The 12,801-nt window shown below is 63.7% G+C and carries 15 protein-coding genes; 4 read left to right on the top strand and 11 right to left on the bottom strand.

Annotated features, from left to right (window positions below):
• From ACZ9BC_RS06120 to ACZ9BC_RS06100, 5 genes are all read right to left on the bottom strand, one after another.
• Positions 1 to 879 carry a carbohydrate ABC transporter permease gene (locus ACZ9BC_RS06120; protein ID WP_079596273.1) on the bottom strand — a complete coding sequence of 293 codons (879 nt, stop codon included), beginning with the start codon at positions 877 to 879 and terminating at the stop codon, positions 1 to 3.
• Between the two features lies 1 nt (position 880).
• Positions 881 to 1,858, bottom strand: a complete 978-nt coding sequence (locus ACZ9BC_RS06115; protein ID WP_476245171.1) for a carbohydrate ABC transporter permease — start codon at positions 1,856 to 1,858, stop codon at positions 881 to 883.
• Between the two features lie 70 nt (positions 1,859 to 1,928).
• A complete protein-coding gene (locus ACZ9BC_RS06110) occupies positions 1,929 to 3,221 on the bottom strand; it encodes an ABC transporter substrate-binding protein (RefSeq protein ID WP_476245170.1) in 1,293 nt (430 codons plus the stop codon).
• A gap of 113 nt (positions 3,222 to 3,334) precedes the next feature.
• On the bottom strand, positions 3,335 to 4,357 hold the full coding sequence (locus ACZ9BC_RS06105; protein WP_476245169.1) for a LacI family DNA-binding transcriptional regulator: 1,023 nt from the start codon (positions 4,355 to 4,357) through the stop codon (positions 3,335 to 3,337).
• Between the two features lie 76 nt (positions 4,358 to 4,433).
• Positions 4,434 to 6,299, bottom strand: coding sequence for a vWA domain-containing protein (locus ACZ9BC_RS06100; RefSeq protein WP_476245168.1), 1,866 nt, complete (start codon positions 6,297 to 6,299; stop codon positions 4,434 to 4,436).
• A 286-nt stretch (positions 6,300 to 6,585) separates the two neighbouring features.
• Here ACZ9BC_RS06100 and ACZ9BC_RS06095 point away from each other — a divergent pair, with 286 nt between their 5' ends.
• Entirely contained in the window at positions 6,586 to 6,858 is a 273-nt protein-coding gene (locus ACZ9BC_RS06095; protein ID WP_079596269.1) for a hypothetical protein, read from the top strand.
• A gap of 20 nt (positions 6,859 to 6,878) precedes the next feature.
• Here the strand turns inward: ACZ9BC_RS06095 and ACZ9BC_RS06090 are convergent, their stop codons facing one another.
• The 6 genes from ACZ9BC_RS06090 to ACZ9BC_RS06065 form a co-directional block, all read right to left on the bottom strand.
• Positions 6,879 to 7,748: an HNH endonuclease gene (locus ACZ9BC_RS06090; RefSeq protein ID WP_476245167.1), complete on the bottom strand. Its 870-nt coding sequence runs from the start codon at positions 7,746 to 7,748 to the stop codon at positions 6,879 to 6,881.
• Positions 7,749 to 7,769: 21 nt separating this feature from the next.
• Positions 7,770 to 7,964, bottom strand: coding sequence for a hypothetical protein (locus tag ACZ9BC_RS06085; protein ID WP_115525711.1), 195 nt, complete (start codon positions 7,962 to 7,964; stop codon positions 7,770 to 7,772).
• Positions 7,961 to 8,479 carry a hypothetical protein gene (locus ACZ9BC_RS06080; RefSeq protein ID WP_476245166.1) on the bottom strand — a complete coding sequence of 173 codons (519 nt, stop codon included), beginning with the start codon at positions 8,477 to 8,479 and terminating at the stop codon, positions 7,961 to 7,963. Before ACZ9BC_RS06080 ends, ACZ9BC_RS06085 begins: the two co-directional genes overlap by 4 nt.
• 32 nt (positions 8,480 to 8,511) lie before the next feature.
• Positions 8,512 to 9,033, bottom strand: a complete 522-nt coding sequence (locus tag ACZ9BC_RS06075) for a DUF2087 domain-containing protein (RefSeq protein ID WP_476245165.1) — start codon at positions 9,031 to 9,033, stop codon at positions 8,512 to 8,514.
• Between the two features lie 83 nt (positions 9,034 to 9,116).
• The gene (locus ACZ9BC_RS06070; protein ID WP_476245164.1) at positions 9,117 to 9,635 is read right to left on the bottom strand and encodes an SDR family NAD(P)-dependent oxidoreductase; all 519 of its coding nucleotides are present in this window, start codon (positions 9,633 to 9,635) and stop codon (positions 9,117 to 9,119) included.
• A gap of 19 nt (positions 9,636 to 9,654) precedes the next feature.
• On the bottom strand, positions 9,655 to 10,857 hold the full coding sequence (locus tag ACZ9BC_RS06065; protein ID WP_476245400.1) for a globin domain-containing protein: 1,203 nt from the start codon (positions 10,855 to 10,857) through the stop codon (positions 9,655 to 9,657).
• Positions 10,858 to 11,023: 166 nt separating this feature from the next.
• Between ACZ9BC_RS06065 and ACZ9BC_RS06060 the strand changes: the two genes are divergently transcribed.
• The 3 genes from ACZ9BC_RS06060 (at position 11,024) to ACZ9BC_RS06050 (ending at position 12,796) form a co-directional block, all read left to right on the top strand.
• Positions 11,024 to 12,001 carry a dienelactone hydrolase family protein gene (locus ACZ9BC_RS06060; RefSeq protein ID WP_476245163.1) on the top strand — a complete coding sequence of 326 codons (978 nt, stop codon included), beginning with the start codon at positions 11,024 to 11,026 and terminating at the stop codon, positions 11,999 to 12,001.
• 85 nt (positions 12,002 to 12,086) lie between these two features.
• Positions 12,087 to 12,518 carry a hypothetical protein gene (locus ACZ9BC_RS06055; protein WP_476245162.1) on the top strand — a complete coding sequence of 144 codons (432 nt, stop codon included), beginning with the start codon at positions 12,087 to 12,089 and terminating at the stop codon, positions 12,516 to 12,518.
• A gap of 95 nt (positions 12,519 to 12,613) precedes the next feature.
• Positions 12,614 to 12,796 (top strand): hypothetical protein, encoded by a 183-nt coding sequence (locus ACZ9BC_RS06050; RefSeq protein WP_079596262.1) that lies wholly within the window; start codon positions 12,614 to 12,616, stop codon positions 12,794 to 12,796.
• Positions 12,797 to 12,801: the final 5 nt, after the last annotated feature.

Here is a 12,801-nt window from a genome sequence, read left to right as displayed (position 1 = left end):
CTAGCCCTTCACGCCGCTGGAGGCGATGCTGTTGACGAAGGAACGCTGGAAGGCGATGAACAGCACCACCACGGGAACGGTGATGAGGGACGCGTACGCCATGACCTCGCCCCAGGAGACGTTCAGCTGGAAGAAGTACTGGATGCCGATCATCACCGGGCGCAGCTCCTCGGACTGGACCACCATGAGGGGCCAGAGATAGGAGTTCCAGGCCGGCAGGAAGGTCAGGATCGCCACCGTGGCAGTGGCGGGGCCGGACAGCGGCATGACCACCTGGCGGTATATCTTGAACCAGCCGGCGCCGTCGATCCGCGCGGCCTCGTCCAGTTCCTTCGGAATGGATTCGAAGTACTGGTGGAACAGGTAGATCGAGAACGCGTTGGCGATGAAGGGGATGATCTGTACCTGGTACGTGTCCAGCCAGCCCTTGGAAAATTCGAGGCTGAAGCCGTTCAGCTCGAAGTAGGGAAGCTGGTTGACCCACCAGACCAGCGGCAGGGCGAGGGTCTGGAAAGGCACAATCAGCGTGGCCAGGATCGCGGTGAAGACGATTTTCTTGCCGCGGACCTGCATGCGGGACAGCGCGAAAGCGCACAGGCTGTTGACGAAGATGCCCAGGATCACGGTGACGGCGGAGACCCCTACCGAGTTCAGCAGGAAGCGGGCGGCCGGGACGCGGTCGAAGACGGCGGTGTAGTTGTCGAAGGAGATGTTGCCCACCGGCAGGAATGCGGCCAGGGAGGACATGTCGCCGAAGATCTGCTGGTCCGGCTTCAGGGAGGACACGAGCATAAAGACGATGGGGAACGCGGCGACGACGGCGAAGAGGATGCGCACCAGCATGGTGCCGGCGTTTTTCAGGAGCAGTTGGTTTTTCATGTCAGTCTTTCTCCCGCGTGAGGTAGCGCTGCACCGCGGAGACGATCAGCACGAGGACGAAGAACACCAGCGAGATGGCGGAGGCGTAGGAAGTTTCCTGCTGCCGGTAGCCGGACTGGACAGCCTCGTAAATGATGGTGGTGGTCGAGTCCATGGGACCGCCCTGGGTCATAACGCTGATCTGGTCGAAGAGCCCCAGGGCCTGGATGGTGATGGTGACAAGGACCAGGCTGCGCGTGTGGAAGAGGCCGGGCCAGGTGACGTAGCGGAATTGCTGCCACCGGCTGGTACCGTCCAGCTGCGAGGCCTCGTACAGTTCACCGGAGATGCCCTGGAGCCCGGCGAGCCAGATGATCATGTGGAATCCGGCCGCCTGCCAGATGGACAGGATAATGATCGCCGGCATTGCGGTGTTAGGGTCGCCGAGCCAGTCCGGGCCGTCGATCAAGCCGAAGCTGACGGCGGCGAGGATTTCATTGATCAGCCCGTCCTTGCGGTACATGAACAGCCACAGCAGCGAGACCACCACCATGGAGGTAACCACAGGCAGGAAGTACACGGTGCGGAAGAAGTTCACGCCGCGGAATTTCTTGTTGATCAGCAGCGCCATCACCAGGGCCAGGCCGGACTGCACGGGAACGATGACCACGGTGAAGTAGGCGACGTTGAGCAGGGCACGGTAGAACGTGGGGTCCGAGAAGAGCCGGGCGAAGTTCTCCACACCCACAAATTCGACCGGACGCGGCGAGATGAGCCGCGCGTTGGTGAAGGCCAGGCCGAAGCCAAGGACGGCCGGGATGAAGATGAAGGCGAGCAGCAGCAGTGCCGCCGGGGCGATCATGCCCCAGCCGCTGAGCTGTTCCCGGCGGAAGCCAGGGCGGCTGTGGGACTTGGGGGCCTTGCCTTTCGCGTTCGACGGCGGCAGGGCAGTTTCAGGGGTGGCGGTACGTGGGCGGGTGGGAAGGGGAACAGTTGCCATGAGGATCTCCGTAGGTCGGGCTGCCGGACGGCTGCGCGTGGTTTAGCTCCGCAGCCATCCGGGGCTCCGGCTAGTTCTTGTAGCCGCCGTTGGACTTGATGTTGGCGTCGATCGCCTTCACGGCGTTATCAAGGGTGGACTTCGCGTCCGCCCCGTTCAGGATGTCCTGCACGGCCTTCCCGTATTCTGTGGCGATGAAGGGGTAGGCGGGTGTCTCGGGCCGCATGACGGCGTATTCGCGGGAGAAGTCCATGAAGATCCGGTTGGCGCCGCCCTGCGCGAAGGCCGGAATCTGGGCCGCCGCCTCCTCACTGGCAGGAATCGCGCCGGTGGCCTTGGCCACTGCCGCAATGTTTTCCGGCTTCAGGGAGTAGGAGAGGTAGTCCATGGCTGCCTCGGCGTTGCTGCAGCCGCTGGTGACGCCCCACTGCCAGGAGGCGCCGCCGATCTTCGGGCCCTCGCCGAGGTCCACCGGCGGCATGACGACGAGGTCGTCGCCAAGGACCGCCCTGGCCTTGTCCCCGGCCCACGAGCCCGTGTACACGATCGCTGACTTGTTGTTCAGGAAGTCCTGCGTGGAGTCCTTGCCGCTCTTCTTGGCCATGAAGCCCTGGTCCGCCAGGCCGCGGAACCACTCGGCCCACTCCACCGCTTTGTCGCCGTTCAGTGCGCCCTCGGCACTTTGGAAGCCGTCCCTGTTCACCAGGTCGCCGCCGAACGACTGCAGGAGGGGGGAGTAGCCGTACGGAAGCCATTCGCCGGTGCCGGCGGTGCCCAGGTCCAGCGGGTGCTCCCACTTGCCCAGAGCCTTGAGCTTGGTGAGGGCATCCTGGAACTCTTCCTTGGTCCACGGCTTCTCCATGGTGGCCGGACGTACGCCGGCCTCATTCAGGTCCGAGGCGCGGGCCATCATGGCCAGGGCGACATCGTAGTAGCCAACGGCGTAGGGCTTTCCATCCCATTCAGCCACAGTGCTGGGGAGGTGCTTGGAAAGGTCCGCATCCAGTTCGAGGGGCTTCAGATACCCGGCCCAGGCCCAGTTGGGCACGTTGGGGCCGTCAATGTCCACAATGCAGGGCAGGTTGCCGGCCGCTGCTGCGGAGACCACGGAGTCGTTGTAGGAGTCCTGCGGGAAGGCCTGGACCTTGATCTTCACGGTGTCCTGGCTGCCATTGTAGGAGTCAACAATCTTCTGGACTGCGGCCAGTTCCTCCGGGTTGCCGGCGTTGTGGGTCCAGAGCGCGATCTCGCCGGAACCTTCGGTGGAAGACGATGCACTGCCCTTGCCGCAGCCGGCGAGGGTGGCAGTGAGGGCGGCTGCGGCTATGCTGGTCGCCAGGATCTTTGTGAACTTCTTGTTCATGGGTCGGTCTTTCTGCTTGGACAGCGGGGGATTGATGTAGGTCCTGCAGGGAACGTGGCCGCTGCAACGGCTGCGTTCCCGTTTTTAACGGGGGGTTTTCTTGCGCCTGGATGTCAGTTCCGGGGCGGAGCGACGGACTCCCGCTCAATGACGGGACAGGAAATCTTTTCCTGCCCCCGCGGCGCCCCGGGGTCCTCAAGCTCCTCCAGGAGTTTCAGGACAGCCCACCGGCCCATCTCATAGTGGGGGAGGGCCATGGTGGACAGGCCCGGCCAGAGGCCGTCGGCGATGAGCTCAAGGTTGTCAACGCCCACAATTGAAACGTCAGCCGGAACCTTCAGGCCAAGGTGGCCTGCCGCCTGGTAGGCGCCCATGGCCATCTGGTCATTGAAGCAGAACAGCGCGGTAGGTGGTTCCGCCCGGGACAACAGCTGAAGCGCCGCTTCCCGGCCTCCCGCAGTGCTTGGATGTCCGGCCACCAGGCAGTCCGCGGGTAGTTCCAGTCCATGGCGGACAAGCGCTGCGCGGAACCCTGCGAGCCGCCCGTGGGCGGCCGGAATATCGTCCTCGTTGTTGACCATGGCAATCCGGCGATGACCGGCCGTAACCAGAAGTTCGGCCGCGGACTCGCCGGCGCCGAACTCGTCCGGCACCACAGAGGACAGTGCGGGGTTGTCCGGGGTGGCGTCGAGGACAACGGTGGGGGCTGCACCCAGTTCGCCCGGAACGGACACCTTCTGGTTGAACATGCGGGCGTAGACGATGCCGTCCACCTGGTGCTGCTGCAGGGCCCGGATTTCCTGGCGCTCCAGCTCATTGTCCAAGCCGGAGTTGACCACCATCAGCAAGTACCCGTGCTCCGAGGCGGCGTCCTGGGCGCCCTGGATCATGGCACCGGCAAAGGGCGTGGTGGTGATCTCGTCACTGACAAGGCCGAGGATCTGTGAACGCTGGTTGCGCAGTCCGCTTGCCAGGCGGTTCGGTGCGTAGCCGAGATCACCGGCTACGGCTTTGATGTGTTCCACGGTCCGGGCGTTGACCCGGGAGCTGTGCGCTTCGCTCAGGGCATGCGACACGGTGGTTACGGAGACGCCGGCAGCTTTCGCCACGTCCCGGATGTTGACCTTTGTCGCCATTGACTTCGTTCCTTTGCAAAACGTTTTGTATGTTGCTTGCATCACTATATGCAAAACGTTTTGCAACCGTCAAGGCCTAGAAGCTGGTCACCAGTTCGCCGAGTACCTCCTCGAGCCTGTTCGGGTCGGTGGCGTCGTAGTAGTGCGCCCCGCTCGCCCTGGCGATTTCAAGCAAAGTGGGGACGTCGGCGTCGGGCCCGTATGCGAGTGTAAAGACGAGCACCGGTGTCGCGTGGTTCTGGTGGCTCAGCTGTTCGGTGAGCCCGGGCAGGTCTCCGGGGTGGGTGGAATCATTCTTGCCGTCGCTCAAGAGCACAATGGTGTTGATGAAGCTGTCTTTGTAGTCCTTGGCCTGATCGCCGGCGAAGCGGCCAACCGCTTCAAACAGCGGCGTAGCGTCCACGGCCTGGAGCCCGTTGAGCTTGGCGATGATGTCCTCTTTATTGGTCTTCAGCGGGGCTACCGGGCTGACGATGCCCGGCTGCAGGGGGCCGTCATCCACATGGGAGAACGCGGCCAGGCCAATCTCGTCCTCACCCACGAAATGGTCCAGTGCCTTGACAACGGCGTCCTTGGCCCGCTGCAACTTCGTCACTCCGGTCTCCTGCACCATGGACTCAGAAACATCCAGCAGGAACAAGGCCCTGGCCCGCTTGCGGACCTCGTGGAAGCTGTCCTGAATGGCAACAAGCGCCTTCGCTTTGGGGAGTGGCAGCGGTTGGAGCGTCTCGGCGTACCGGCCGGTTGCCGCCACGGTGGCGTCCAGCTTTCCCTGGATGCTGCGGTAGCCGGACGCCTTGACGACGTCCTGGCCCTGCTCCGTCACCGCGAACGCGAGGAAGTCCTGCGCGGCCAGACGCTGCTGGCTCTGCACCCATTCGCTGTCAAGGATTACTGCCGGGTTGTCAGCCACGTGCACGCCGTCATTGGGGTAAATGGCCCGGAGGGGCTCCTTGGGCACGGGGCCGGACTGCTTTTTCGTACCGTCCTCGCTGACCACTCCCCGGTTATAGTCCCAGACCGCCTTTTCATCCACGATCACCGCGGAGAGGAATTCCGCGACGTTCCCCGCGTCGTCAGCTTCCCTGGCGTGCCACAGGAAATGTTCGGGAGTGGCCATGTAGTGGCTGGTGCCCAGTTCCACGGCACGCACCTTTTCCACCAGGGACGGTGCATCCAGGTCCATGTCGTTCAAGCCCCCAAGGCTGCCGCCGGCGGCACCGTAGGAAGCAGCAAGGGCCATCAAGCCCGACGTTGAGACGAGTGGACTGGCCTTGCCGAACTTGAATTTCCCCCAGTCGCCATGGCCGAGGCGTTCCCAGACGTCCTGCTCTTCGGACATTTTGAAGACGTCGGACCACGACGGCGGAGTGTTGTCCCAGCCGAGGGCGCGCACCATCGTCTCCGGCATGGCGACAACGATCGCACTCCGCGCGATGCTGGTTCCCTCCTGGCCGGCAGGGCTCCCGGTGGCATCTTCCCCTGCGATCCGTAACCACGCGGAGGAATCCGGCAGCCAGATGGAGGGCCTGTCGCTGGCCGGAACGCCAGGGAACTGCGCCCCCACCTTGCCGGCAGCGACTCCCGATTTTTCCTGGGTGACTGCCGGCGTCACACATTTACCGTCCACGCTGCGGGGTTTCGCCGTGTACGCCGCGGCCAGGGCGCGGACCATCTCGGCGTTTTCGAGCGAAGTGAGGATGTTCAGGGAGATGCAGGGCGAGGCCCCGGCGACGGCGGCAGGATTGTCCTGCGTCAAGGGCTCGGTTGCTGAAGGTGTGTTGCCATTCCCCCCGGACGTGCCACCTTCCCCTGGATCGGGAAAGAGCATGGTGCGCAGCACGAATGCGCCGCCAACGATGAGAAGCGCCACTGTGGCCGCCGCTGCGACCCAGATCCATCGCGGATAGATCGGGTCAGTTGCTGCGCGTCGACGGCCCATGCTCGTTTCCTTTGAAATCCGCCGGGTCACCCCGGTGTGAATGCAAATTATGAAACTGGCCCGCGGCAGTCACACCGCGGGTGCGCCTAGCCCCCCGCCCGGATGCCCCCGCAACTGGATACGCATTCTGAGGATAACCCCGCCGGGCGCAAAGATTCAGGTTGTTGACGGAATTTTGTGGGTTCCTGATCCTGGCTTACGTGCTCTGGATCACGACGGGTGCCAGGTCTACATTGGTAATTGGCTTATGCAGAGGGCCTACCCGCCGCCGATCCAGGAGGGGACCATGAGCCCCACACCAAAACAACCGATCACCGATGACAGCATCCAGGTCCGACAGGTTAACCACTACCAGTTCAGCTGGGTGGCCGGGGACGCCGGAAAGCCGGGTACCTGGACCCTCCAGCTGGTCCTTGACCAAGGGGCGTGGGAGGAGGTCCTCACCCTTGACGCAGAGGACGCCGAGGTCCTCCAGGGCCTCCTGAAACGCTCGGCGACCGTGTACTACGACGTCCGCCGGCGCACACTGATGTTCGGGACAACGCCGGCAGGGCAGTAACTGCCTGCCCGCACCGTCAGTCAGTCCAGGCCCGCATTAAGGATCCGCAGGGCGTTCTCCTGCGCCTCCAGTGTTTGCTCAGCGACCATCTCGCCGCGAAGGTGGCCTGCGCTGGCAATCATGTTTCGAAGTTCCGTGACACTGCGTGCTGTGCCGGCGTCCCGGTGCGCCATGTCGTGGCAATTGGCGCACAGGGGCACAAGGTCCGCGACGGGGTCCAGTTGGTATCCGTTGCCCAGCAAGGATGCCGGCACAGTGTGGTGGACGTGGATGAATCCTTCTCCGAGTTCACCGTAACGGGCCTCGAAGGAGAAACCACAGGCCGCGCATGACGTCCCGTGATACGCCAGGCATATTCGCCGCGCGTCCGGGTCGCGTTCATAGCGGTTCACTTCAATACTGCTGACCGCCTCCACCGGGTAGGTTCCTGGAACCAGTTCGTTGACGGTGGCCGCGGCAGGTCCCAGCTCCCGCCACAGCCGGCGAAGCCCAGGCTCCGCTGGCAACGGGACCGACGTCGGTTGGCGGATCGCGTTGCCCCACCGGACGCCGGGCACTGCTGCGGTCAACACGTCCGGCCTTATCTGCTCGCCAAGGGGCAGCAAGGCGTCGAAGACGACGCCGACATACTGCCCGTCTGCCTGCGGGTCGTGGCGAAGCCCCGCTTCGCAGATCCCGGTGAGCACAGCGCCGTGGCCGATCAGGCCGCTGCCTGCGTCACTGCTGCCGTGGAGGAAAAGCCAAACTTCCGTTCCGGGCCCAATGTTCCGGCGTCGATTAATATCCCAGCGGACAAAAAGCCGGCCGGCTTCCCTGACCTGCTCGACGGCGTCCCGGTAGTTCCAAGGGTTCCGCCCGTCCGTATTCCATCCCAGAATTACTGCTGCCACTGCTTCAGCCAGGCAGCCGGACTAGATGGGTTCCTTGGCCAGTGCCTTGGTTTTGGCGGGCGTTTCACGTCCGAGACGCTCATCGAGCGTCACCCTTAGCCTGGCCGCTGCAACCTGGACACGGTGCTCGGCAGGGGTGGCCTTCTTCTTCGCCGGTTTGGCAGTGGTACTCCGGGGAGTATGGACGAACCGGTGTTCAGATGATGCAGCGCTCATTGTCCAACCTCCTCAGTCTTGTGCTTACCAGTCATTTCATTGTCGCCCATGTCTCCATCGGAGTCCACGGACGGGACATCCTGGGCCGAGTCGTAGTCCTCCCCGTTCTCATCGCCCGAGACGTTTTTCCAGGCGATATCGAACAACTCGAGTTCCTCCTCGCGCGCCAGTTCGCTCCGCGCCAGAACTTCCAGCGTTGCGAGCCCCAGGGCCTTGGTTCCTTCATCTTCGTCCAATGCGCGGTCCAGCGCCCACTGGGTCCGCCGCCACCATTCGGCGCGGCTGTCAGCTTCGGTCTTCTGCCTCAGCGCCTGCACGTCCGCTTCCCGCTTTTGATCCAGTGCCGTCTTGTCTGCAGCCGTACGCTGCTTGAGCGTGCGCCAGTTGATGTAAAAAGCCAGAAGGGCCGCAATGAGAACGGCCAGGGGTCCCAGGCCGGCAAGTATTACCCACCAGTCGGCCGGCCCTGAATGGACTACGACGTCGAGCGGGCTGGGGGAGGGGGCGGGAGTCACCCGACCAGCATAAGTGGCGGGATGAAAGCACCCTAAGCGTGTTCTTCTTCCGGCAACGAGTACGAGGAGCCTGACGGCGTACGTGACAGCAGCCCGAAGTCCACCAGGTAGCGGCGCAGCAGCACTACGTCGTCGGTATAGCTGAGGAGCCGTTCATTGACCTGTCTCTCCGTCAGGGTTTCACCCGGATTGATGGCCTGACTGACAATCCAGCCCAGGAGCTCCCGCCGCTCTGCCTTATTAGCGGGATACCTCTCGATCCTGCCCAGGCGCATGAAGCGGTCCACACCTGTCTGCGCCTGCCGTCGCGGTTGCTGCCCCAGGAGGTCACGGAATATCGATCCGGGTGCCTCCAAGTCACCGGAAGCATTCCGTTCCACAAGACCGGAATCGAGCAGGGCAGCGACGGCCCGCTTACGCCGTTGATCGTTGGCATCACCAGGGACCTCGGCGCCGAGCACTATGTGCGCGTACGCAGCCCTTGCGTCATCGTTGGCGAGAGCTGCCATCACACGCCGCCAGTGCGGTCCGCTCATCCGCCTGCTTCCAGTCACTCCGTTGTCCTTACTCCACATCCGCCCCGGCCGTATTGCGAGTGAACGAAACGAGGCGGCCCGGAGAGACGGCGCCTCTCCGTTCAGACGGCTGTGTATCCTCCATCTACGAGGTAGTAGCCACCGGTCATGAACGATGCGTCCTCGGACAGGAGGAAGGCAACGAGGTGGGCGACTTCCTCGGACCTGCCAAGCCGGCCCAGGGCGTGCTTTCCTTCGAGCACCTGCAGGGCTTCGGCGCTGAGGCTGCTCTCAACGAGCGGCGTCCGGATGTAACCGGGGCCAACCGAGTTGATGCGCAGGCCCTGGGGTCCGTATTCGGCGGCGGCGTTCTTGGTAATCCCCACCACCCCATGCTTTGCGGCGGTGTAAGCGTGGCGGACAACCATCTCGGCGTCCTCCCTGTTCGCCGTGTCCTGGCGGACGGCCGAGGCGGTCCCGCCGTCGCCAGCGATTTCCTGGACAACGCGCTCCGCCGCCTCCAGATTGATGTCGGTTACCACCACGCTGGCACCCTTGGCCGCGAGTTCCTTACAGATTGCTTCGCCGATGCCGGAGCCACCTCCGGTGACCAGCGCAACTGCGCCTGTGAACTGTGCCATGGTTTTCCTCTCTCTATGGCTACTGGAAGTCGGCGAGCCAGAGATCCGGCCCGAAGACTTCGTACTGGATGTCTTTCGCCGGGATTCCCGTAGCGATCAGGTCGCTCCGGACAGCCTGGAGGAACGGCAGCGGGCCGCAGAGGTAGTACTCGGCGTCGATCGGAAACTCCACCGCGTTGATGTCCATGAACCCCTGGAATGAGGTGCCGCCTGAATCTTCCTCCGGATTCAGGAACCAGGTGTACAGGGACCCGTCAGCCAGCAGGCTGAGGTCTTCGGTGACCTGCCGGCGGAGCGGAAACGAGGCCGGACTGTCATCTGCGTGCAGGAACATCACCTGGCGCTGCGAGCCGGCCTTTACCAGGTGGGACAGCATTCCGGCCATCGGCGTGATGCCGATCCCTGCGCTCGCCAGAACCACCGGCCTGTCCGTGTACCCCAGCACCACGTCGCCGAAAGGCGCTGACAGCACCACCTCGTCGCCCACCTTGACGTCGTTGTGCAGCAGATTGGACACCTCGCCGTCGGGAGTGCTCAACCCGTGCACCCTTTTGACCGCGAAATGCCGGTGTTTCCCGTCGTCCGCGCGGGTGAGGCTGTATTGGCGCGGCTGATGCACGCCGTCGTTCATGAGCATTTTGATGGTCACGTACTGTCCGGGCAGGGACGGCTTGACCTCGCGTTCGTCGGTCCTTTCCACCACGAAGGTAACCACATCCCCGGTCTCCTGGATGCGCTCGGCCACGCGCCACGTGCGCCAGATGGTGCCCGGTGAAAGGTGAACCGCGTTGTAGAGGCCACGTTCCTTGTTGATCAGCATGTTCGCCATCCGCCAGTAGACCTCGTCCCAGGCTTCGGCAACCGGCGGGGTGACGGCGTCGCCCAGCACATCCACGATTGCCCACATCAGGTGGTCATGGACGGTCTGGTACTGGTCCGGGCTGAGGCCGAGCGAGACGTGTTTATGGGCAACGCGTGACAGCAGGTGGTCAGGCAGCTGGTCCGGTTTCTCCACTAAATACTTGGCGAACGCAGCGATTGATCCGGCCAGCGCCTGCTGCTGGCGGCCGTCCGCCTGGTTGCCCCGGTTAAAGAGACCGTCCAGCAGGTCCGGCCGCGCTTCGAACATGTGCTTGTAAAAGCGTTTGGCGATCTCCCCGATATGCTCTCCCACCACGGGCAGGGTCGCCTCGATGACGGGACGTGACGTGTCAGAGAGCATCATCGGTCCTTCCGGAATGTCCTGGCAGCGGCCAGCCTTCAGGGGTGCAAATCTAACAGCATTGGCACCCGGGGAGAAGAGGCAACCGACCGGTCCAGGCAGCCGAAAACCCCTTGTCGTCGGCCTGGAGTTAGGCAACGATGGTGATCTACTCCAGGAGGCGGCCATGGTCCAGCTGGGCAAATTCGAAAAGTACCTGATCGAGGAATTCTTCGACGACTACCGGGCCGGCGACATGACCCACCGGACCTTCACCCGCCGGGTCGCATTCATCACCGGGAGCATGACCGCCGCTTCCGCCGCCATGCTTTTTGTGGGCTGCACGCCCGAGGAGGTCCCGCGCAGCACGGACCCCATGCCCACGCCCAGTCCGTCATCCTCGACGGCGGGCAACGGCACGTCGACGTCGGGCGCCGTCCCGGGAGCCAAGAGCCCGCTGTCCGTTCCGGAGGGCACGCAGGGGATAACGACGTCGACCGTCACCTTCCCCTCCGGCGGCACGGACATCAGTGGTTACCTTGCACGGCAGGACGGCGCCGCGGCCGGTCCTGCCGTGATGATCTGCCACGAAAACCGGGGACTGACGCCGCACATCCAGGACGTGGCCCGGCGTTTTGCCAAGGCAGGCTACAGCGCCCTCGCTCTTGACCTGCTCAGCAGGGAAGGGGGAACGGCGGGCATGGACCCCGACGCCGTGCCGGGTGCGCTGACCAAGGCCGGTGCACCGCGCCATGTGGGCGACTTCGCCGCGGCCTTCGACTACCTGGCGGCACAGGACTTCGTTAACCCTGCCCGCATTGGCATGAACGGCTACTGCTTCGGAGGCGGCATTACCTGGCAAGCGGCCACAGAACTGAGCGGCCTCAAAGCCGCTGCCGCGTTTTACGGACCAGCCCCGGACCTCAGCAGGGTCCCTGCCATCAAGGCGGCCGTCTTCGGCGTCTACGCCGAGCTGGACCAGCGCATTACCGGAGCCATGCCGGCACTCCGGGACGCTTTGGCCGGAACGTCGGTAACGCATCAGCTCACGGTCTATCCCGGCGTCGACCATGCCTTCCACAACGACACCGGCGAGCGCTACAACGAAGCGCAAGCAACGGCCGCGTGGAACGACACGCTGGCCTGGTTCGGGCAGCAGCTTTAATCCGGTGGACGGCAAGTTTCCACCCCTGCCGTTCATCAGTATGCTTACTATTGTTGGGTAAGCCGATCACGAGGAAGGCATCATCATGACTGAACAGAACCTCCCTGACGACGAGCTGGAAGTTGTCGAGGAAAACGACGTACTTCTCGACGAGACTCCCGGCGCCGCCGCATCCTTCGAACTCGACCCCGTCTCCGGCGAACCGGACAGCTACCCGGGTGCCGCCGAAAACAATCCGGACCGCTGGCAGGAAGATCCCCTGCTCCAGGACGAGGCCGTATCCGGCGAAGAAGAGGACTTCCTGAGCGATCAGACGCTGCGGGACGAGACGGCTGAAGCCCGGTACGAGGCCGGCGACGAGCAGGTGCCCCCTGGCACGCCGACCCTCGGCGAAGCCGTTGCAGACGTTGACTTTGGCGAGAACCCCGGCGGCCCGGAAGCCGAGGGCAGCGACGATACGGAGAACTTCGGCGGTTCCCCGCTCAGCGAATTCGATCCCGACGATTTGGAACGCTAAAGCCAACAGCATCTGGCCTTCAGCCCAAAGTGGGCTAAAATACTAAGCAGACTGATGAATATCGGTTGGCAAGATCAAGACTGAAGGAGTTTCACATGAACTTGGGAAGCATGATCAAGAACGCCGCTGGACGATTCGCAGGCAGGACCGAGACCGGCGGAACAGTGCGCCGGCGCGGCATCGGCGCACCAGGACGCACCCCGCACACAACCGGTGCGGTGGGCGGCAGGCAAAGTGGCATCGCCGGCAAGATTATGGGAATGCTCAGGCGGCACTGACCCCC

The organism is Pseudarthrobacter sp. TE3704, assembly GCF_056279405.1.
Note: the sequence above shows the minus strand (reverse complement) of the source record. Positions and strands in the feature narration are given on the sequence as shown.

Coding starts and splice junctions, on each gene's coding strand:
- ACZ9BC_RS06120 (WP_079596273.1), bottom strand. CDS start 879: ATGAAAAACCAACTGCTCCTGAAAAACGCCGGCACCATGCTGGTGCGC.
- ACZ9BC_RS06115 (WP_476245171.1), bottom strand. CDS start 1,858: ATGGCAACTGTTCCCCTTCCCACCCGCCCACGTACCGCCACCCCTGAA.
- ACZ9BC_RS06110 (WP_476245170.1), bottom strand. CDS start 3,221: ATGAACAAGAAGTTCACAAAGATCCTGGCGACCAGCATAGCCGCAGCC.
- ACZ9BC_RS06105 (WP_476245169.1), bottom strand. CDS start 4,357: ATGGCGACAAAGGTCAACATCCGGGACGTGGCGAAAGCTGCCGGCGTC.
- ACZ9BC_RS06100 (WP_476245168.1), bottom strand. CDS start 6,299: ATGGGCCGTCGACGCGCAGCAACTGACCCGATCTATCCGCGATGGATC.
- ACZ9BC_RS06095 (WP_079596269.1), top strand. CDS start 6,586: ATGAGCCCCACACCAAAACAACCGATCACCGATGACAGCATCCAGGTC.
- ACZ9BC_RS06085 (WP_115525711.1), bottom strand. CDS start 7,964: ATGAGCGCTGCATCATCTGAACACCGGTTCGTCCATACTCCCCGGAGT.
- ACZ9BC_RS06070 (WP_476245164.1), bottom strand. CDS start 9,635: ATGGCACAGTTCACAGGCGCAGTTGCGCTGGTCACCGGAGGTGGCTCC.
- ACZ9BC_RS06065 (WP_476245400.1), bottom strand. CDS start 10,857: ATGCTCTCTGACACGTCACGTCCCGTCATCGAGGCGACCCTGCCCGTG.
- ACZ9BC_RS06060 (WP_476245163.1), top strand. CDS start 11,024: ATGGTCCAGCTGGGCAAATTCGAAAAGTACCTGATCGAGGAATTCTTC.
- ACZ9BC_RS06055 (WP_476245162.1), top strand. CDS start 12,087: ATGACTGAACAGAACCTCCCTGACGACGAGCTGGAAGTTGTCGAGGAA.
- ACZ9BC_RS06050 (WP_079596262.1), top strand. CDS start 12,614: ATGAACTTGGGAAGCATGATCAAGAACGCCGCTGGACGATTCGCAGGC.